Raw genomic sequence first — 19,774 nt, forward strand, 5'->3', positions numbered from 1 at the left:
AGATAACGCTCACAAGGGGGACAACATGCACGGATCAACGCGCGAAGACCCGGTCACGGAGGCGGAGGTGCTGGTCGTCGGCGCCGGGCCGGCCGGTCTGATGCTCGGCTGCGAACTGCGCGCCCGCGGTGTGGACTGCCTGCTGGTCGAACGCGAAACGGAGATCGACCCGCGGACCCGAGCGGTGATGGTCCACGCGGCCTCACTGGAGCGGTTCGAGGCGCTGGGCCTGCGGGAGGCGCTGGAGGCAAGGGGCGTCACCCAGCTGCGGATCGGCTTCCACACCCTGAGCCGCTCCTGGGCGCTGGACTTCACCGACCAGGACACGCCGTTCCCCTACTACCTGAACGTGCCGCAGCCCGAGGTCGAGGCGGTGCTCGCCGCCGCCTACCGCGACCTGGGGGGCCGCCTGCTGCGCGGCGCGCTGTACGAAGGCCACCACGAGGAGGACGGCCGGGTGGTCGTCCGATTGGGCACCGCGGCCGGCGACGTCCGTACGGCCGCCCGCTGGCTGGTGGGCGCGGACGGCAGTTCGTCGGCGGTCCGGACCGGTCTCGGGCTCGGCTTCGACGGCGTCACGTACCCCATGAGTTACCTGCTCGCCGAGGGAAACCCGCTGACCGAGCCGCCTCGCGACGAGTCGGCGATGTACATCGGCCCGCGCGGCGCGGTGTCGCTGCTGCCGATGCCGGACGGCACCGTGCGGGTGGCCGGACCGGTCGCTCGCGAGCTCATGGAACGCGACGCGACCCTGGAGTTCGCGGAGTTCCAGGAGACCGTGGACACCCTCGGCTTCGGCGACCGGCTGCGGCTGACGAAGGCCGACCGGCTGGCCCACTACCAGGTGCATGAACGGCTCGCCGACAGGTTCCGGGCCGGCCGCGCGCTGCTGGTCGGCGACGCGGCCCACCTGAACTCCCCCGCTGGCGGCCAGGCGATGAACACCGGCTTCGCCGACGCCACCGCCCTGGCCTGGCGGCTGGCCCGGCTGAGCGGCTCCGCGGGCGGCGACCCGGCCCTGCTGGACGACTACGCCCGCGAACGCCGGGCCGCCGCGGCGGAGGTGGCCCGCAGCACCGGTGTGCTGCCGCTGCTGGACGCGATGCGGGTGGCGTCGGCCGCGGGTGACGGACCGGACGGCACCTCCGGCGACATCCGGGCGCAGGCCGGTGCCGCCGAACACCAGGTCCGCGACGGCCTGGCCCGGCTCGCCGACACCTGGAGCCAGCTCTACGTGACCTACCCCCGGTCCGGCGCGGACGGTGGCGCGGAACAGCCCGCCTTCGGCAACCGCGACACCCACCGGCTGCGCGTCGGCGCCCGCGTACCCCTGCACACACCGGACCGGGACCGCTTCACCCTGCTCCTGCCGCCCGGGGACCCGGTCCGCCCGGACGGCGCGGACCCCGTGCACTCCGCCCGCCCGGGCGCCAGCGCGGTCCTGCCGCCCGGCACCCTGATCGCCCGCCAGTCCACGCGCCAGGCGGCCTTCCTCGACCGTCCCGCGGCCGTTCTGGTCCGCCCGGACGGCCACGTCGCCGCCGTGCTCGCCCCCGACGGCACCGAGCCCGGGGAAGGTGCCCGCGGCCTCGGCGCCGTGCCCGCGGGCGCCACCCGCTCCCACGCATCCGACGTCCGCGGAGGAGTCGCCGTATGAACACCCCCGTCCTCGACCGGCAGAACCCCGGCCCGTCCCCCCATCCGTCGGCCGGTCCGCTCGCCGCGCCGGTCCCCTTCTCCCCCGGCGGCCAGGTGCTGACCCTGGCCGGCACCGGCAGCTATCTGCCCGACACCCGGATCGACGTCACCGACGCCGCCGACCGGTACCCCACCGACCGGGACCGGATCCTGGCCACCGGCTACGCGACCGTGACCGCGGAGGAGACCCTCTACCCCGCCGACATGGCCCTGATCGCCGCCCAGCGCGCCCTGGCCGCTGCCGGCGTCAAGCCGGCCGATCTGCGGCTGCTGTTCGTGAGCGGTATCCACCGGCACGGCCACAAGCGGCTGTGGTCGCCGGCATCCTGGCTCCAGTCGCAGCTCGGCTGTCCGCAGGCGCTGCCGCTCACCGTCAACCAGGGCTGCAACGCCCAGATGCTGGGGCTGGACATCGCGGCCCGCTTCCTCGGCGGCGCCGGCGGCGGGCACGCGCTGGTGGTGGCCACCGACCGGTTCGCCGACTCCGGGTTCGACCGGTTCACCGCCGACTACGGCATCGTGTACGGCGACGGCGCCGCCGCGGCGGTGCTGACCACCGATCCCGGCGCGGCGGGCTGGCGGGTGCTGGCCACCCACACGGTGTCCGACCCCGGCCTCGAAGGGCTGCACCGGGCGGACCGGCCCGCCCCCGAGCGGCCCGAGCTGCTCGACGCCGAGCACGACGTACGCAGCGCCAAGCGCCGCTTCCTCGGTGAGCACGGCATGGACCGGCTGCGCGAGGCGACCAGGGCCGCGGTCGGCGAGATCAGCCGGACCCTGCTGCCGGCCGGCACCGGCCCGGCGCCGCGCCGCGTGATCTACCCCAACCTCGGCCTGAAGCTGCTGGAGGAGAACTACTTCCCCGAGTTCCCCGGCGGCGCCGACGCCTCGCTGTGGGACTTCGGCCGCACCGTGGGACACCTGGGCAGCGGCGACCAGATCGCGGGCCTGGACCACCTGGCCGACGGCGGGTTCGCCCCAAGCGACCGGCTCCTGCTGCTCGGGGCGGGCTCCGGGTTCAGCTGGACCGGAATGCTCTTGGCCCGCGTCTGAGGAACGGGAACAGGCCACCCCCGTTCCCCACCTCCAGTGTCCTGATCAACGCCGATCAGTGGCATCCGCCCGATCACAACCGGCCGGTGGCGATCTCACCGGACCGGCCAACCACCTCACGAAGGCAGGCTCCGATCATGACTACCGCGGCAGTCTCCCCGGACGGACTTCTTCCGGAGGACGACACCGAGCTGAGCTATGCGAGAACCGTCGACCGTGACCTGGTACACCGGGACTCGCTCGGCGAGGTCTTCCTCACCGATCTGAAAGCCACCGGTCCCACCGGACCGGCCGACCACCGCGAGGCGTACGCCGCGGCAGCCCAGCTGCCCCGCTCGCACGCCTACTACGGCGATCACCTGCTGCGCCCCGTCGCGTACGACCCGGTCCTGCTGCTGGAGACGTGCCGGCAGGCCACCCTCGCCGGCGCACACGAGTTCTACGGTGTGCCGCGCGACCACAGGTTCATCCTGACCCACCTGAGGATCAACCTCGTGCGCCCGGAGGGCGCGGTGGTCGGCGCCGCGCCCTGCCAGCTCTCACTGCGGGTCAGGGTGTCCGCGTACCGCCATCGCGAGGGCCGCACCACCGGCCTGGACCACGAGGTCGGGCTCTACGTGCGGGGCATGCGGATCGGCTCGGCCTTGGTGGGGCTGCGCTTCAAGTCGCCCGACGACTACCTGCGGCTGCGGCTCGGCAACCGCGACGGCAAGCCACTGCCGTCCTCCGCGGCCCTGGTGGACCGCTTCCAGGGCGCGACTGTCGACCCTTACCGGGTGGGCCGGGCCAACCAGGGCAACGTCGTGCTGGCCGACTGCGAGGTGACCAACGGTGTCGGGCGGGCCGCGTTGCTCACCCCCGCCGGGCACCCGAGCATGTTCGACCACCCTCAGGACCACCTGCCCGGCATGGTGATCGCCGAGGGTGCCCGGCAGCTCGCGCTGCTGACCGCACTGGAGACACTCGGCAGCTCGCCGTCCCGCACCCCGCTGACCGGGCTGTCCGTGGTCTTCAACAGGTTCGGGGAGTTGGACAAGCCCACCGAGCTGCGCTGCGACGTACCGCGGGACCCCCTGCCCGCCGGGGTGGCCTGGACCCAGGGCGGCCCGCTGGACCCGGACGACACCACCGAGGGCCAGCTGGTCCACGGCACCTGCGGGCAGGATGGTGACGACCTGTGCGTCTTCTCGCTGCGGCTCGGGCCCGCGGGAGCGCGGTCGTGACCGCCGCGGCCGCCGGGCCCGGGGGCTGCGGCGGACGGGCCGCCTTCTTCGACGTGGACGAGACCCTCATCGGTATCAAAAGCATGTTCGACTTCTTGGAGTTCTACCTGGAGCGCCGGGGTGAACCGCCGGCCACGTACCGCCGACTGGCCGCCGAACTGCACGCCATGGCCGCCGCCGGCCGGCCACGCCGGGAGGTCAACCGGCAGTACTACCGCTTCTATGCCGGGCACAGCGCGTCCGGGCTCGCCCGCCTGGGCCGCGAGTGGTTCGGGCGGCGGCTGGCTGCGGGCGGGCTGTTCACCGCGGAACCGGCCGCGCGGCTGGCCGCCCACGTCCGCGGCGGCGACTTCGTGATGCTGCTGTCGGGTTCCTTCTCGGCCTGCCTGGACCCGATCGCGGACCACCTGGGCGCGCACGCGGCGCTCGGCACCCGGCCACTGATCCGCGGCGGCGACCTCACCGGCGAGGTACTGACCCCGATGATCGGGCCGGTCAAGGGCCGGGCGGCCCGGGCCGCGATGGCGGTGGGCGGCCTCGACCCGGCCGTCTGCGCCGCCTACGGCGACCATTCCAGCGATCTGGACCTGCTGCGCAGCGTCGCGCGGCCGGTCGTGGTGGGCGACGACCCGGTGCTCGCAGAGTACGTGAACCGCGACGGCTGGGAGCGCATCAGCGCGGAACCGCTCACCGGGGAACTCCCCGCCGCGGCAGCAATCACCGCACGTTACGAGGCCGGGGCCGTGGCCGACGTGCCCGCCCAGGCCGCTCCCGTTTCCCTGGAGGCGTGATGGTTTCCCCGCAGCACCCCAACGACGACGGCGACCGGATCGGCATCGTGAGCACCGGCTCCTACCTGCCGGCCACGGTGGTGGAGAACGACGAGGTGGCGCGGGCCGCCGGTGTCACCGACGAGTGGATCGTGCGGAAAACCGGCATACGGCGCCGACGACGCGCCGCGCCGGAGGAGGCCACCTCCGACCTCGCCGCCGAGGCCGGCAGACGGGCCATGGAGCAGGCCGGGCTCACGCCCGCCGACCTGGCGTACATCGTGGTGGCCACGTCCACCCCGGACCACCCGCAGCCGGCCACCGCGGGCATCGTCCAGCACCTGCTCGGCGCGCGCAACGCGGCCTGTTTCGACCTCAACTCGGTGTGCAGCGGCTTCGTCTACGCGCTCGCGGTCACCCAGGGGCTGCTGCGCACCGCCGCCCGGTCCGGCTACGGCCTGGTGATCGGCGCCGACATCTACTCGCGGATACTCAACCACTCCGACCGGCGTACCGCCGTCCTGTTCGGCGACGGCGCCGGCGCCGCCGTGCTCGGCCCGGTGCCGTCCGGCCGGGGCATCCTCGGCACCCGGCTGCTGACCTGGGGTGACCGGCACGAAATGATCAAGGTCCCGGCGGGCGGCAGCAGGCTGCCCGCGTCCGCGGCCACCGTGCACGACGGCTCCCACTACTTCACGATGGACGGCGGCGGGGTCCGCGGCTTCGTCCAGGACGAACTGCCCGCGGCGATCGGCGGTCTGCTCACCGAGGCGGGGGTGGACTCCGCAAGCGTCCGGCACTTCGTCCCGCACCAGGCGAACGGTGTGATGCTGGCCGACGTCTGGCCCCGGCTCGGCCTCGGCTCGGCCGAACTGCACCTGACGGTCGACCAGTACGCCAACACCGGTTCCGCGTCGGTGGCCGTCACGCTGGACGAGGCACACCGGCTGGGCCGGTTCGCGGTCGGGGACCGCTTGCTGCTGGCCGGGTTCGGCGGCGGCATGTCGGTGGCCGCGCAACTCGCGGACTGGACGCACACCGCCCACGCGCGCACCCCGGGCGCCGCGATCCCGCACCAGGCACGCGGCCCGCGCGGCAGGTCCGCGCCGAACCCCGCGCCGGCGTCGCTGACTGTTCCGTCGGCTGGATAGGCGGCGGGAACTTCTGGTCCCGCTGACCGGACCGGCGCCGCCTCGCGGCGGCCGCCGCTCCGTTCACCCGGGCACTGCTCCCATGTTCCGCGGTGCCTCCCGCCCGGCCCTACGCTCCCTCGCAGCGATCGGCCGGGCGGCTCCTTTTGGCGCGGGCGCCCGGGTTCATCCGGACCGGGGCGGGGCACGCGCGCGGCCTGGGTACCTCCGAGGGCCGGGATACGTGCGCGGTTCGTGGTACGCCGTGAACTCGGCGCCGGTGCCTGGTGACGATCCGCCCAGTCATCACAGCCAGCCGTACGCCCGTGCGTGGTCGAGCGCGAGGGCGGCGAAGCGGGTTCCGGCCGCGCTGGTGCGGGGCTCCAAGGGGAGGACGAGCCGGGTGACCAGCGCGGGGAGGTCGGACGGCAGGGGCAGCCAGCGCAGCCAGTCCGCCAGGCCGTCGGCGGCGCCCTCGCCGACCAGCGCCACCGTACGGGCGTCGCGCAGCAACCGCTGTGTGGGGTCGAAGGACACCGACCGCTCGACCAGCGCGGGCGTCGCGCCGACCCGCCGGAACATGCCGGTGAGCTGGTCGTAGTGGCCCGGGTTGGCATCGCGCGGGTGCACCGCCAGCGGGTGGTCCGCGACGGCCGCCAGCGGTACCGGGCCCGGCGCGTGGGACACCAGCGGATGCGTGGCCGCCATCAGGACGCCGTATCGCTCGCTGCGCAGGGGGAGCATCCGGACGCCCGGCGCGGCCTCGGGGGCGCGGGCGATGCCCGCGTCGGCGCGGGCCTCGCGCACCGCGGCGGCGATCGCGGGCGTCGGAAGCAGGTCCGCCGCGATCCGCAGCCCGGGGTGGCCGGCCCTCGCGGCCTCGACGAGGCTCGGCACCGTGCCGTACCCCGTGCTCGCGCCGTACGCCAGCCGCAGGTCGCCCAGTTCGCCTCGGGCGGCCCGGCGGGCCGCCTCCCACACGTCGTCCAGCCCGGCCAGAGCCGCCGGGCCCCGCTCCTGTACGGCCCGCCCGGCCTCGGTCAGCCGGACGCTGCGGGTGGTGCGGTCCAGCAGTCGGACTCCCAACTGCCGTTCCAGCAGCTGGATCTGGGTGCTGAGGGCGGGCTGCGCGATGTGCAGCCGGACCGCCGCCCGGGTGAAGTTCGCTTCCTCGGCTACGATCAGGAAGGACCGCAGCAGCTTCACCTCGGGCGTCATTCGTCTCACGATAGGCGGGAAAAGCCGCAGGCGGGCCGCTATTGATAAGCACCCCGGCGGGTATCGAGAGCGAACCGGTCTTTCCCCCGCGCCGGCCGGCGCACCTAGCGTCGGGGCATGACCGTTTCCGCCCTGCCTTCGACCATGCGCGCCTACGTCGGCACCCCCAAGGGTCCAGATCTGCGCCACGTGCCCGTGCCCGAGCCCGGCCCCGGCGAGGTGCTGGTGCGGGTCGAGGCGTTCTCCGTCAACCGCGGCGAACTCGGCCTGTTCAGCCGCCGCGCGGAGGGCTGGCGCCCTGGCCAGGACCTGGCGGGGACCGTCGTGCGGACCGCCGCGGAGGGCGGCGGCCCGGCGGCCGGGACGCGGATCGCCGCGATGAACGACTACGGCGGCTGGGCCGAGTACGCGGTCGTGCCCGTCGACCGGCTCGCCACCGTACCGGAGGGGGTCCCCGCCGAGCGGGCGGCGACCCTGGGCGTGGCCGGACTGACGGCGCTGCGCGCCCTGCGCCGCGGCGGACCCCTGCTGGGCCGGCGGGTGCTGGTCACCGGGGCCAGCGGCGGCGTTGGCTCCTTCGCCGTCCAGCTCGCCGCGGCGGGCGGCGCCGAGGTGACCGCGCTCACCGGTTCCCACCGCACCCTGGACCTCGGTGCGCTGGGCGCGGCCTCGGTGATCACCGAACTCGACGCGCTCAGCGGCCCGTTCGACCTCGTCCTGGAGTCCGTGGGCGGTGCGGTGCTCACCCGTACGCTCAAGATGCTCTCCCCGCTGGGCCACTTCGTGCTGCTGGGCACCTCCTCGCGCGAGCCGGCCACGCTGACCCTCTCGTCCTTTGCGCCGCACGTCCGGCAGACCCTGCATCCCTTCTGGGTGTTCGGCTCGGGCGAACCCGTCGCGGATGACCTGGCCGAACTGCTGCGACTGATCGAGCGCGGCCGGATGACGCCGGTGGTGGGCTGGACCGGTTCGTGGGAGCGGCTGCCCGAGGCGATGGAGGCGCTGCGCGAGCGGCGGGTGCCGGGGAAGGCGGCGCTGGTGGTGCGGTCGGGCGCGGCGGAGACAGGCGCCGGCTCGGACTCCGGCACCGCGTCCGCGGGGGAAGGTGCGTGAGCCGTGGCGCGTCTGGTGGTCGCCGCCTCCGGCCTGCGCGGCTCGCTGGGTCTGCTGGTCGCCGCAAGGGCCCGCGAGCGCGGTCACGAGGTGGCCGAACTGACCGACCTACGGGACCGGGAGGGGGTCCTGGCCGCGCTGGCCGGCGCCGACGCGGTGGTCCTCGTTCCACGGCGCGGCAACGCCTGGCAGCACGCCCACGGCGCGGTGGTCACCCTGACCGCGGCCGCCGCCGCGGTCAGGGCCACCCCGCACCTGGTGCTGCTGAGTTCCTTCGCCACCGGGCACGGGCCGATGCACCCGCTGAACCGGACCGACCCGGCGCTGCTGCCCGGCCGGACCGCCGCTGAGCGGGAGGCGCGTTCGGGCCGACTGCCGTACACGATCGTGCGGCCGGTGTGGTTCAGCGACGACCCGGCGGGGTCGCACGCGCTGACATTCACTCAGGACCCGCGCACCGACGGCATGATCGCGCGGGCCGACCTCGCGGCCACGCTGGTCGCCGCGGCGGAGGAGCCGGCCGCCCGCGGGACCACGTTCGCCCTCTACAACGAGCCGGGGCCGCCGCTGACCGAGTGGGCCGCGGCGTTCGCGGCGCTACGGCGCGACGCGGACGACGCGGACGACGCAGACGACGCGGAGAGCCGGGAGGCAGGGCCCGAAGCGGGCCCTGCCGAGGGCTTCGCCGCGGACCCGGCCACCGCTCTTGTCAGTGAAGGCCGCCCCGCCGCCGGCCGCGGCCGGGACACCGCCCTGGACAGCGGCCCCCGCGACCAACCGCGGGTCGGCGGTGCACCCGGTCCCGTACCCCGCCCGGCCCCCACATCCCCCACCGGAGGCACCCTCGCATGACGGCCACGACCCGGCTGCCCATCGCCCAGCACGGCTGGGAGGGCACCTTCCGCTACGACCCCCAGGGGCGGCCGCTCGCGCCGCGCTTCCACCGGCTGCTGATGCTGGAAGTCACCGGCCGCCCCGGCCGGGCGGACGCGGAGTTCCTGGAGCGCGCGCTGCGGAACCTGGAGGAGCGCCTGCCCTACGGTCCCAGCGGACTGCTGACCTGTCTGGGGTGGGGCCCCGGGTGGTTCGAACGGCATACGGCGCTGCGCCGGTCGCCGGTCGCGCGCCCGCTGCCGATGGCCCGGTGGGAGAACCCCGTGCTGGAGGACATCGACGCCTGCCTGCACCTGGCGAGCGACGACGAGGCCCTTCTCGCCGAGGTCACCGACGAGTTGTTCGGCGCCGGACCGCTGGACCAACGCGAGCGACTGCGGCTGCGCGAGACCAGGACCGGCTTCGTCGGCCGGGGGCTGCCGGCCGAGCGGCTGCCTGGCGCCGGACTGCCCGAACGGGCCCCGCTGATGCTCGGGTTCCACTCGGGCCTGCGGGGCAACCAGGCCACCGAGGAGGCGGTGACGATCGCCTCCGGGCCGCTGGCCGGGGGGACCACCATGCACGTCAGTTACCTGCGGCTGGACGTGGACAGTTGGTACGAGCAGGACGCGGACCGCCGCAGCGCGCAGATGTTCGCGCCGACCGTGGACGCGCGGGCCGCCGAGTTGCTGGTCGACGACGCGCGCAGCGACGCCGACGCCCTGCCCGCGCTGGCCGCCGCCCACGGTCTCGTCGGGCACGCCCAGGCCACCGGCCGGGCCCGGCTGAACGGCGTGCCGCGGATCAACCGCCGCGACTTCGCGACCCTCGACGGGGGTTCGCCGGGCACCCACTTCGTCTCCCTCCAGCGGACCATGGAGGACTTCAACGTCACCCGGGCGGTGATGAACGCCGCCGACGCGCCCGGCCACCACCCGGCGGTGGGGGTGCGCCACCGCAACGGCATCAACGCCTTCATCGAAGTGCGCTCCCGGGCCACCTTCGGCGTACCGCCCCGGCAGCGGCGGGCCTATCCGCACCTGCCGGAATGACGGCTGCCGGGTGCTCGGCAGCGGCGACCCCGAAGACCGCGGCGCCGTTGATGACGACCTGGAAGAGGCGGCGAGCGTGGTCCGCACGGCGATGACGGCCGCGGCCGCCACAGCAGACGAAAAACCTGCTGGTCTCGTACTCCCCGAAGAAGCTCGGCTTCTTCTAGAGACCCGAGATGTGGTGCCCGACCTGGTCTTTCACCAACTCGGGCACCACCTCGGACCGGTCAACGTCGGCGCGGCGCGGCGCCCGGCATCCTCCCGATATCTCCCCCTGGTGTCCCACCTCTGACCAGGCGTTCCGGGGCATTTCCGGGCCGGATTCCCTGACGTTGGCCGTCGGCGGGGGCCACCTTGTCCGCCCAACGGCGCATGATTTCCTCGATCCGAACGTTGGCACAGTCCTGCGCTCCCGCGAGGAACCGGGCGTAGTAGTTGAACATGACTTGGCTGCCCGGCCCGGCTCGTCGCGTCCACCCGGCCGGGTCAACACCTGAGGCGAGCCAGCAGGAGATTCCCGCATGCCGCAGGTCACACCCGTCCCGCGGCACGGCTGGCGCTGTCCCCCGCACCACCCTCTACAACATCGTCAACCGCCGCAGGCTGTCCCGCGACCGGGGAACAACTCGACACGCGTTCCTCTTCGTCTGCCACGTACGGCGGAGCGACCGTATCCACATCCAGAGTGCATGGCGCGGGCCTGCGGCGCACGTGCACGAACCACCCGCCGGGCCTCGGAGCGCTCAGACACCGTCAACTGCTGTCCCTCCTGCCCGACGCGATCGCCGACGAGGTCGTCGAGGTCGGGCTTCGCCACGTTGCCGCCCTCTACGCCGTCCGCAACGGCACCACCACGGCGCCACGCGGTCACCAGCCGGCCGCACAACCGCGGGCTCAGATCCGTGAACGGGGCTATCCAGGACGGCTCCGACGCCGCGATCACACTAGCCACACCAAGATCATCCCAACCGCCAGCACTTACGTGACAACGCTCAGGTGGAGTTCTCAGTCAGTCGGCGTCCGAGTGCGAGAACCACCGCCTTGAGGGCTTCCGGCTGTTGGATGATGAAGGGCCGGTCCAGCATGGCCAGCGTGCCGGCGACCCACTCGAGGTGCTCAGCACGCAGAAACACCTCCAGCCAGTCCTGGCCCTCCGCGGAATCGGGAGCAGACGCCGGCGTCACCGATGCAAGCGTCTCCGGGATCCAGCGCCTTACATGGGCTGGGTCAGCGCGGATGAGGAATGAGACGTCGTGGCGTGAAGGTGCCGCGGACAGGGGCCCGAAAATCAGCGCTGCCGGGTCGATGTTCGTAGGCGCGGCGAAGGTGCCCGGCAGAGGCCGTAGATCGGCCATCCGATCCAGGCGGTAGGTACGCAGCGCCTGCCGGTCAACGTCGAAGCCGGTCAGGTAGAGCAGGTTTCGGTGTGCCACGACGCCGTGCGGCTGTACGTGCCGCGTCGCCGTATGTCCCTGGCGGGTCCGGTATTCGAAAGCGACCGGGTGCTGATCTCGTGCCGCCTCAGCCAGACCGAGCAGTGTCTGGGCACCTTTGTCATCGCCGTGGCGGGGTCCGGTGTCGTGGTCTTCCACGCCTGGGCGTTGCCCGCCGGTGAAGTCCACTGTCTGGAGCACCGCGTCGATGCGCCGTGCGAGCGTGGCGGGCAGCACTCGGCGCACCTTGGCCGTGGCCGTCTCCAGCGCGAGCGGGGTTGCCGGGCCACTGCGCGCGTGGTGGTTGACCAGCAGAGCCCATACCACGGCAAGGCCTTCCTCGTCGGTCAGCATCAGCGGCGGCATGCGGTAGTGGCGGGCGAGACGGTAGCCGCCGTAGCGGCCGCGGACCCCGTCCACCGGGATGTCCATTTCGCGTAGCTGCTCAACGTAACGACGCACGGTGCGCTGATCGACTCCGAGTCGCTCGGCGAGGTCGACGACGGTGCGGGTTCCTCCGGCCTGCAACAACTCCAGCAGGGCCAGTACGCGTGCGGTCGGTCGGGCCATACGTGTCATGGTCCAACATTTCCGGGCGGAAGGTGACCTGTATTGACTCTAGGGTCGCCCCATGACCAACGCAACCAGAGTTCAGCTCGCCTCCATTCGCGTCATCACCGAGGACATTCCACGGCTCGTCCACTTCTATGAGGTCCTCACCGGCGCGACCCCGCAGTACCTGACCGAGGACTTCGTCGAACTGGTGACACCCTCTGCCACCTTCGCGGTCAGCGGCTCCGCCCGCGTCGCTTTCATCACCACCGGCACGCCCCGCGGGGGCGCAAACAGCAGTGCGATCGTCGAGTTCCTCGTCGAGGACACCAGCGCTGTGTACGAGGGGCTTGTTGCCGAGTTCGGCGACCAGCTCGATGTCGTTCAGCCTCCGACCATGATGCCGTGGGGCAATGTGTCGGCTCTCATCCGCGACCCCGACGGATCTCTCGTCAACCTCTACACACCTGTCACGCCTGAGGCGTGGCAGCTTCAGCACAATCGGACACCGAAGCCATTGAACGCTCAAGAAGTCCTTTAACGGCAGGCGCCATCCTCGCCGGCGTCACCTGCCCAGGTCGCGGCTCGTGGCTGTCCAGCCCTGGCGAGCAGGCGGTGAGGGTGACGACGTTGCGGCGCCGATTGGCCGGGGCGTCGTTGCGGTCAAGGCCGAAAGGCCGGTCGTGAGAGCGAGTAGACGGCGCTGACCCGCTGTCGGAGGAATCGGTGGAGTCGAGCTGCCCCTCGTAGGCGACGCTGAACCCTGCCTTCTCCAGCGCCCGGCAGGATGCACGGTTGTCTCTCTCGGGCACGGAGACGATCACGGCGATGTCGCGGTAGGGGTCGAAGAGGACGGTGGCGAACGCGGTGATCGCTGCTGACCCGATGCTCGGTCCTGTCGACCCTGGGTCCGTATCTCTGCTCGATCTCTTGAAGGGTAGGCACTGGGCCGCCCCACCAGGCGCGAACGTGCGGGGCAGTCAGCCGGCCGTTCGAAGAGCCAGTCGCAGACTCGCCGCGCTGGAAAGGACCAACCGCGTCCAGGCCGCACTGCGGCCCGTGACGCGGCCCTGCCGTCCGGACCGACCCGCCGGGCGTCTGACGTGTGGTCCGCGCCGGATGCGGACCGGTCCGCGGGCGCGGCGGAACCGATCTCACCCGCCCGTATCTCCCGCGTGCGGGGGCCGTAACCGCGCCGCTGCCGTGATCGTGACCGTTGCGCAACACCCTCTTCCTAGCGTGCCCCTGGCGGGGAGATCCCGTCGGCGACGACGAAGGGGGCCCGCGTGCCGGAGTCGCAGGCGGCGACCGAGCAGGTCCGTACGGTGTGCTCTTACTGCGGCGTGGGCTGCGGCATCGTACTGGACGTCGAACGCGGGGCCGGGGGACGGCGCGGTGTCGTGCGGGTCTCCGGGGACCGAACGCATCCGGCGAACGCCGGTCGGCTCTGCACCAAGGGCGCGACCAGCGCCGACATGCTGGCGGCTCCCGGACGGCTGACCCGGGCACTGGTGCGCACCGAGCGGGGCGCCGAACCGGAGCCGGTGGCACTGGACGAGGCCGTCGCCGACGCCGGGCGGAGACTGCGGGCGGTGATGGACGAGCACGGCCCGGACGCGGTGGCCCTCTACGTCTCCGGGCAGCTGTCGCTCGAGGCGCAGTATCTGGCGAACAAGCTGGCCAAGGGGTTCATACGGACCAGCAGGATCGAGTCCAACTCCCGGCTGTGCATGGCCAGCGCGGGCAGTGGCTACAAGCTGTCGCTGGGCGCGGACGGGCCGCCCGGTTCGTACGAGGACCTCGACCGCGCGGATGTGTTCTTCGTCATCGGGGCCAATATGGCCGACTGCCACCCGATCCTCTTCCTGCGGCTGCTGGAGCGCCGGAAGGCCGGCGCCAAGCTGATCGTGGTGGACCCGCGGCGCAGCGCCACCGCCGACAAGGCGGACCTCTTCCTCCGGATCAGGCCGGGCACCGACCTGGCCCTGCTCAACGGGTTGTTGCACCTCCTGGTCGAGAACGGCGACATCGACGAGGAGTTCATCGCCGAGCACACCGACGGCTGGGCGGACCTGCCCGCCTTCCTGGCCGGCTATCCGCCGGCGAAGGTCGCGGAGATCACCGGCATCCCCGAGGCGGACATCCGCCGGGCGGCGAGCTGGATCGGTGCGGCCGGGGAGTGGGTGAGCTGCTGGACCATGGGCCTGAACCAGTCCACCCACGGCACCTGGAACACCAATGCGCTGGTCAACCTGCATCTGGCCACCGGGGCGATCTGCCGTCCCGGCAGCGGTCCCTTCTCGCTGACCGGCCAGCCCAACGCCATGGGCGGCCGGGAGATGGGCTACATGGGCCCCGGGCTGCCCGGCCAGCGGTCCGCGCTGGACGCCGAGGACCGCGCGTTCACCGAAGAGCTGTGGGGCTTGCCCGCCGGGACCCTGCGCGCGGAGGCCGGCCAGGGCACCGTGGAGCTGTTCGGGCGGATGGCCGCCGGGGAGGTCAAGGCCTGCTGGATCATCTGCACCAACCCAGTGGCCTCGGTCGCTCATCGCGGCACCGTCATCGAGGGGCTGGAAGCGGCGGAACTCGTCATCACCCAGGACGTCTTCGCCGACACCGAGACCAACGCCTACGCCGACATCACGCTGCCGGCCGCGCTGTGGGCCGAGAGCGAGGGCGTGATGGTCAATTCGGAGCGCGGTCTGACGCTGAGCCGGCAGGTGGTCGACCCGCCGGGTGAGGCACTCGCCGACTGGCGGATCATCGCACGGGTCGCCCGGGAGATGGGCTTCACCGAGGGCTTCGAGCACGGCAGCGCCGCGGAGGTCTTCGAGGAGCTCAAACGCGCCTGGAACCCCAGGACCGGCTGGGATCTGCGCGGAGTGAGCCACGAACGGCTGCGCCGGACACCCGTGCAGTGGCCCAGCTCCGACCCGGCAGGCCCCGAGCGCAACCCCATCCGCTACCTCAATGACGGCATCAGCCAGGCCCCGCTGGTCCATCCCGACGGCACCCGGCCCCGGCTGGCCTTCCCGACCCCGAGCGGCCGCGCGGTCTTCTTCGCCCGGCCGCACCTGCCGGCCGCCGAACTGCCCGACGACGACTACCCCTTCCTTCTCAACAGCGGCCGCGTACAGCACCAGTGGCACACGCTGACCAAGACCGGCAAGGTAGCCAAACTCAACAAGCTCAACCCCGGCCCCTTCCTCGAAGTGCATCCGCGAGACGCCGCCCGGCTCGGGGTCGGCGAGGGCGACCGGGTGGAGGTGGCCTCGCGGCGCGGGCGCGCCGTCCTGCCCGCGCGGATCAGTGACCGGGTCGGGCCGGGCGACTGCTTCGCGCCCTTCCACTGGAACGACCTGTTCGGCGAGTACCTCAGCGTGAACGCGGTGACCAGCGACGCCGTCGACCCGATCTCCTTGCAGCCCGGGTTCAAGGTGTGCGCCGTGCGCCTGACGAAGGTCGCCGCCACAGGCTCGGCTTCTCCCCGGAGCGGGATACCCGGGGCGGAGTCGCCCGGGCCCGAGCCCGACCCCGGGCCCGAGCCCGACCCCGGGCCCGAGCCCGACGCCGAGCCCGGGCCCCCTGCGCCCGCACTCGCGGCCGAGCCGCTGGCCGCACTGGCGCGGCTGTGGGGAGCCGGGACCGCGCCCCCGGCCCTGGCGGACGCGGAACGCCAGTACCTCGGCGGCTTCCTCGCCGGACTGGCGTCGTCGCCGCCCGCCGTCGGCACGCTCCCGGTGCTGCCGGCCGCGGCACCGCTGGAACGCCGTCACGCCGCGTGGGCCGACGGTGTGCTGGCCGGGATCTTCTCGCGCGTGCCGGCACCCGGCGTGGCTCCGCCCGCCTCGGAGCCCGCCTCTCAACCCGCCCTGGAGCCCGCGCCGGCCACCAATCGGGAGGTCGTCGTCCTGTGGGCCTCGCAGACCGGGAACGCCGAAGAAGTCGCCGCCAACGTCCACGACCGGCTGGCCCGGGCCGGCCGGGTGGTGTCGTCGCGGAGCATGGCCGACACCGCCCCGGAAGACCTGCCCAGCGGCGCCGATCTGCTGGTCGTCACCAGTACCTTCGGTGACGGCGACGCCCCCGACAACGGCGCCGAATTCTGGGAGCGGCTGACCGGGGACCAGCCCCCGAAGCTGCGGGGCGTGCGCTACGGAGTCCTGGCCCTCGGCGATTCCAGCTACGACGACTTCTGCGGCCACGGCCGACGCCTGGACGGGCGCCTGGCGGAACTCGGCGGGCGGCGGCTGCTGCCGCGCCTCGACTGCGAACCCGGCGCCTACCAGCGGGAGGCCGAGCGGTGGATCGAGCAGGTTCTCGGCCTGCTGTCGGGTCCCGCCGCCGACCGACCGACCGCCCCTGCCTCTGCTACCTCCGCTACCTCCGCCGCCGGACCCTCATCCGTACCGCTCCCGGCTCCGGCGACCGGGACCGCCGCCGCTCGGCCTCCCTCCGCCCAGGCCCCCATCCTCGCGAGGCTGACGGGCAATCGGCTGCTCAGCCTCCCGGGCGCCGCCAAGGAGGTCCGTATGTTCACCTTCGACACCGATGGCGCGCTGGCGTACGAGGCCGGTGACGCGCTCGGTGTCCGGCCGCTCAACTGCCCCGATCTGGTCGCCGAATGGCTGGAGGCGGCCGCGCTCGACCCCGCCGCCGAGGTGGTGCTCGCCGATCACGGGACGGTCCCGCTGGGCGAGGCCCTGCTGCGGCACCTGGACATCACCCGGATCACTCCCGCCCTGCTCCGCCGGGTGGCCGATCGCGGCGAGGACCGCGAGCTGCGGCGGCTGCTGCGGCCGGACAACAAGGGTGAGCTGGCGAAGTGGACCTGGGGCAGGCAGGCCGTCGATCTGATCGGCGCGCTGTCCCCGGACCTCACCGCCCAGGACTGCGCCGACCTGCTCAAGGGCCTCCAGCCGCGGCTGTACTCCATCTCCTCCAGTCCGCTGGCCCACCCGGGCGAACCCAGGATCACCGTCTCGGTGCTGCGCTACGACGGGGTGCACGGCCGGCCGCGCAAGGGAGTGGCTTCGACGTATCTCGCCGACCGCGCCTCCGGCGGCGAGGTGTCGGTCTTCGTCCGGCGCTCGCCGCACTTCCAGCCCCCCACCGACCCGGCCACCCCCATGGTGATGATCGGGGCCGGGACCGGGGTCGCACCCTTCCTCGGCTTCCTTGAGGAGCGTCGCGCGCTGGGTCACCACGGCCGCAACTGGCTCTTCTTCGGAGGCCAGCACCGGGCCGGGGACTTCTACTACCGCGAGGAACTGGCCGACTTCCAGCGGCACGGCACACTGGTCCGGCTCGATCCGGCCTTCTCCCGCGACCAGCGGACCAAGATCTACGTCCAGGACCGTATGCGCGAGCACGGCGCGAAGCTGTGGTCCTGGCTCCAGGACGGCGCCCACCTGTATGTGTGCGGCGACGCGAGCCGGATGGCCAGGGACGTGGACCGGACCCTGAGGGAGATCGTCGCCCTGCACGGCCGCCTGGCACCGGAGGCGGCGGCCGCGCACGTCCGGCAGCTCGCCGCCGACGGGCGCTACGCGCGCGACGTGTACTGAAGGCCGCGGCGGCCGGCCGTACGGGCGACCGCCTGGTCGTACCGGCGCAGGACGAGGCGGGCGACGGCGGGGTGGGTGCCGACCGGTCCGGTCACCAGGCCATCGGTACCGCGTTCCGAACTCATCGGCGCCGTAGGCCTCGCGGCGATCCCCCCGACGGCCGCGGCCCGGGCGGCGGCGCGGGCGAAGAAGCCCGGGGCCACCAGGTAGCTGGCGACCGCGACCTGGCGGCCCGCCGCCCGCAGCCGCGCCACCGCGTCGGCGGGGGTCGGCGAACTCGCGCTGAGATAGGCGGGGACCACATCGACGCCGAGCCGTTCCCGCAGCAGCTCCGCCGTCCGCGCCGTATCGGCGTTGGCGGCCGGGTCGCTCGACCCCGCCGCCGCCAGCACGACGGCCTGCCCGGCGGCTCCCCGGCGCCCGGGCGCGCGGTGCCAGCCGGCCTGCGTCAGCCGGTCGTGCAGGGCCTCGGCCAGCAGCGGGTCGGGGCCCAGCGCCGCCGCCACCCTGGCCCCCATCTGGGGTGCGGCGGCCAGTGCGGCCGGTATGTCGATACGCACGTGGTAGCCGGCGCTCAGCAGGAGCGGGACGACGACCGCCTCGCCGCGCAGCCCGGCCAGCGTCTCGTCCAAGGACGGGATGGCGATGTCGAGGAAGGCGAGCCGCACCGGCAGACCCGGCCGCATGGCGCGGACCCGGTCCAGGAGCGAGCTGTACGAGGCGACGCCCTCCCGGTCGCGGGTGCCGTGCGCGACCGCCAGCAGAGTCGTCGCGGCCGGTGCGGGAATCACACCGCGACCGCCAGTCGGTAGCCGCGCCTGGGTACGGTGCGGATCAGTCCGGCGTGGGCGCCCAGCGCGCCGCGCAGCCGGGCGACGGCCGCCTCGACGGCGTGCTCGTCGGCGCCGCCGCCGACCCATACCCGGCGCAGCAGTTCGCCTCGGCTGAGCACCCAGCCCGGGCGCTGGGCCAGCGCCCGCAGCAGCGCCGCCTGGATCGGGGACAGCCATACGCACTCGCCGGCGATCAGGACCGCGCTGCCCTGGAGCACCAACCGCTCCCCGCCGAAGAGCAGTTCGCGGTTCCCCTCCGGGAGCTTCTCGGTGATGGTGCGCACCAGCGAACCGAGTCTGCCGCGCTCGGGACAGACCGGATGCACCCCGGCTTCCTCCAGCGGGCGGGCGCACACCGGGCCGACGCAGACGGCCAGCACGCCGTGTCCGGCGCCCTGGCGCAGGGATTCCACCACCTCGCCCCGCAGCCCGAGGTTCTCGGCGGTGTCGAGGAGGCCGGTGATGGCGGGAGCGCTGGTGAAGGCAATGGCCTGGACCTCGCGCCGCACGGTCTGCTCGATCAGCCGGCGTACGGCGTCGGGGTTCTCGGGCGGACCCCAGCGGTAGACGGGGACCGCGATCACCTGGGCGCCGCGTTCGGACAGCGCGGCGATGAAGCCGGCGTCCAGCGGCGCCCCGTGCTCCTGGACCGCGATGCGGCGTCCGCGCAGGTCACGGGCGAGCAACCAGGTCAGCAGCTCATCGTTGGCCTCGGTGCGGGGCGAGAAGGACTCGTCGAGGCCGCTGGCCCGGACCGCGCCGGTCGCCTTGGGCCCGCGGCTGATGACCACGGCCTGGCCGCACACCTCGCTGAGCCGCCGGCCCAGGCCCCAGCCGTCGGCCGCGCTCATCCAGCCACGCCAGCCGACGCCGGTGGTGGCGACCACATAGTCCAGCGGCGCAGCCAGGCATCGCATGGTGGCCTGCCGCAGCGCGGTGTCGTCGCCGAGCGGCACGATCCGTACGGTCGGTGCCTCCACCACGCGGGCGCCCCGGCGCTTGAGCAGGGCGACGAGTTCGTCACGTCGCCGGGCCGCGGTGACCCCGACCGTGAATCCCAGCAGCGGGACTCGGGGCTGCGCCGGATCGTCCTCGGCCGCCGCGTCAAGGGGGACGGCCACGGGCGGGCCGGCGTCGGAAGCGGGTCCAGTCTCCATGCTCCGAAGGCTCCGGCAGCACGGTTTCGGCACTGTTGCGCGGCCGTCACACGGCAGTTAGCGCGGCGGCCCCGGTGTTACCCCACATGTCGGCGCGGTCAC

15 protein-coding genes and 1 pseudogene are annotated in these 19,774 nt (G+C 73.4%); 11 read left to right on the forward strand and 5 right to left on the reverse strand.

What is annotated here, in order from left to right:
• Positions 1–25: 25 nt before the first annotated feature.
• The 5 genes from OG519_RS02430 (at position 26) to OG519_RS02450 (ending at position 5,895) form a co-directional block, all read left to right on the forward strand.
• Complete coding sequence (locus OG519_RS02430) at positions 26–1,657, forward strand: FAD-dependent monooxygenase (RefSeq protein WP_405577974.1); 1,632 nt, start codon at positions 26–28, stop codon at positions 1,655–1,657.
• Entirely contained in the window at positions 1,654–2,751 is a 1,098-nt protein-coding gene (locus tag OG519_RS02435; RefSeq protein WP_405577976.1) for a ketoacyl-ACP synthase III family protein, read from the forward strand. The genes OG519_RS02430 and OG519_RS02435 overlap by 4 nt, the downstream gene beginning before the upstream one ends.
• Before the next feature lie 137 nt (positions 2,752–2,888).
• Positions 2,889–3,974 carry a ScbA/BarX family gamma-butyrolactone biosynthesis protein gene (locus OG519_RS02440; protein ID WP_405577978.1) on the forward strand — a complete coding sequence of 362 codons (1,086 nt, stop codon included), beginning with the start codon at positions 2,889–2,891 and terminating at the stop codon, positions 3,972–3,974.
• A complete protein-coding gene (locus OG519_RS02445; RefSeq protein ID WP_405577980.1) occupies positions 3,971–4,765 on the forward strand; it encodes an HAD family hydrolase in 795 nt (264 codons plus the stop codon). Before OG519_RS02440 ends, OG519_RS02445 begins: the two co-directional genes overlap by 4 nt.
• A complete protein-coding gene (locus tag OG519_RS02450; protein WP_405577982.1) occupies positions 4,765–5,895 on the forward strand; it encodes a 3-oxoacyl-ACP synthase III family protein in 1,131 nt (376 codons plus the stop codon). Before OG519_RS02445 ends, OG519_RS02450 begins: the two co-directional genes overlap by 1 nt.
• Before the next feature lie 285 nt (positions 5,896–6,180).
• Here OG519_RS02450 and OG519_RS02455 read toward each other — a convergent pair whose 3' ends face one another.
• Positions 6,181–7,092, reverse strand: coding sequence for a LysR family transcriptional regulator (locus OG519_RS02455; protein ID WP_405577984.1), 912 nt, complete (start codon positions 7,090–7,092; stop codon positions 6,181–6,183).
• 117 nt (positions 7,093–7,209) lie between these two features.
• Between OG519_RS02455 and OG519_RS02460 the strand changes: the two genes are divergently transcribed.
• From OG519_RS02460 to OG519_RS02475, 4 genes are read left to right on the forward strand one after another with little or no spacing between them, the layout of a single operon-like run.
• Positions 7,210–8,205: a zinc-binding dehydrogenase gene (locus OG519_RS02460; protein ID WP_405577986.1), complete on the forward strand. Its 996-nt coding sequence runs from the start codon at positions 7,210–7,212 to the stop codon at positions 8,203–8,205.
• Positions 8,206–8,208: 3 nt separating this feature from the next.
• The gene (locus OG519_RS02465; RefSeq protein ID WP_405577988.1) at positions 8,209–9,057 is read left to right on the forward strand and encodes an NAD(P)H-binding protein; all 849 of its coding nucleotides are present in this window, start codon (positions 8,209–8,211) and stop codon (positions 9,055–9,057) included.
• The gene (locus OG519_RS02470; RefSeq protein ID WP_405577990.1) at positions 9,054–10,130 is read left to right on the forward strand and encodes a hypothetical protein; all 1,077 of its coding nucleotides are present in this window, start codon (positions 9,054–9,056) and stop codon (positions 10,128–10,130) included. The genes OG519_RS02465 and OG519_RS02470 overlap by 4 nt, the downstream gene beginning before the upstream one ends.
• A gap of 10 nt (positions 10,131–10,140) precedes the next feature.
• Positions 10,141–10,422 carry a hypothetical protein gene (locus OG519_RS02475; RefSeq protein WP_405577991.1) on the forward strand — a complete coding sequence of 94 codons (282 nt, stop codon included), beginning with the start codon at positions 10,141–10,143 and terminating at the stop codon, positions 10,420–10,422.
• Positions 10,423–10,923: 501 nt separating this feature from the next.
• Here OG519_RS02475 and OG519_RS02480 read toward each other — a convergent pair.
• Positions 10,924–11,082, reverse strand: a pseudogene (locus OG519_RS02480) (IS5/IS1182 family transposase); the annotation flags it as partial.
• A gap of 40 nt (positions 11,083–11,122) precedes the next feature.
• A complete protein-coding gene (locus OG519_RS02485) occupies positions 11,123–12,133 on the reverse strand; it encodes a helix-turn-helix transcriptional regulator (RefSeq protein WP_405577993.1) in 1,011 nt (336 codons plus the stop codon).
• Between the two features lie 61 nt (positions 12,134–12,194).
• Here OG519_RS02485 and OG519_RS02490 point away from each other — a divergent pair, with 61 nt between their 5' ends.
• Together OG519_RS02490 and OG519_RS02495 are read left to right on the forward strand one after the other, a co-directional pair.
• Positions 12,195–12,656 (forward strand): VOC family protein, encoded by a 462-nt coding sequence (locus OG519_RS02490; RefSeq protein WP_405577996.1) that lies wholly within the window; start codon positions 12,195–12,197, stop codon positions 12,654–12,656.
• Positions 12,657–13,401: 745 nt separating this feature from the next.
• Complete coding sequence (locus OG519_RS02495) at positions 13,402–17,682, forward strand: molybdopterin-dependent oxidoreductase (protein ID WP_405577999.1); 4,281 nt, start codon at positions 13,402–13,404, stop codon at positions 17,680–17,682.
• Here OG519_RS02495 and OG519_RS02500 read toward each other — a convergent pair.
• Both OG519_RS02500 and OG519_RS02505 read right to left on the reverse strand, forming a co-directional pair.
• Positions 17,661–18,473, reverse strand: a complete 813-nt coding sequence (locus OG519_RS02500) for a sirohydrochlorin chelatase (protein ID WP_405578002.1) — start codon at positions 18,471–18,473, stop codon at positions 17,661–17,663. The genes OG519_RS02495 and OG519_RS02500 overlap by 22 nt on opposite strands.
• A complete protein-coding gene (locus OG519_RS02505) occupies positions 18,470–19,672 on the reverse strand; it encodes a uroporphyrinogen-III synthase (RefSeq protein WP_405578004.1) in 1,203 nt (400 codons plus the stop codon). Before OG519_RS02505 ends, OG519_RS02500 begins: the two co-directional genes overlap by 4 nt.
• Positions 19,673–19,774 lie beyond the last annotated feature (102 nt).

This window comes from Streptomyces sp. NBC_01190, from assembly GCF_045039895.1.
Lineage (GTDB): Bacteria > Actinomycetota > Actinomycetes > Streptomycetales > Streptomycetaceae > Actinacidiphila.

What these genes read in the sequence shown, in the direction of transcription:
- OG519_RS02430 (WP_405577974.1), top strand. Translation starts at nt 26, where the DNA reads ATGCACGGATCAACGCGCGAAGACCCGGTCACGGAGGCGGAGGTGCTG.
- OG519_RS02435 (WP_405577976.1), top strand. Translation starts at nt 1,654, where the DNA reads ATGAACACCCCCGTCCTCGACCGGCAGAACCCCGGCCCGTCCCCCCAT.
- OG519_RS02440 (WP_405577978.1), top strand. Translation starts at nt 2,889, where the DNA reads ATGACTACCGCGGCAGTCTCCCCGGACGGACTTCTTCCGGAGGACGAC.
- OG519_RS02450 (WP_405577982.1), top strand. Translation starts at nt 4,765, where the DNA reads ATGGTTTCCCCGCAGCACCCCAACGACGACGGCGACCGGATCGGCATC.
- OG519_RS02455 (WP_405577984.1), bottom strand. Translation starts at nt 7,092, where the DNA reads ATGACGCCCGAGGTGAAGCTGCTGCGGTCCTTCCTGATCGTAGCCGAG.
- OG519_RS02460 (WP_405577986.1), top strand. Translation starts at nt 7,210, where the DNA reads ATGACCGTTTCCGCCCTGCCTTCGACCATGCGCGCCTACGTCGGCACC.
- OG519_RS02470 (WP_405577990.1), top strand. Translation starts at nt 9,054, where the DNA reads ATGACGGCCACGACCCGGCTGCCCATCGCCCAGCACGGCTGGGAGGGC.
- OG519_RS02485 (WP_405577993.1), bottom strand. Translation starts at nt 12,133, where the DNA reads ATGGCCCGACCGACCGCACGCGTACTGGCCCTGCTGGAGTTGTTGCAG.
- OG519_RS02490 (WP_405577996.1), top strand. Translation starts at nt 12,195, where the DNA reads ATGACCAACGCAACCAGAGTTCAGCTCGCCTCCATTCGCGTCATCACC.
- OG519_RS02505 (WP_405578004.1), bottom strand. Translation starts at nt 19,672, where the DNA reads ATGGAGACTGGACCCGCTTCCGACGCCGGCCCGCCCGTGGCCGTCCCC.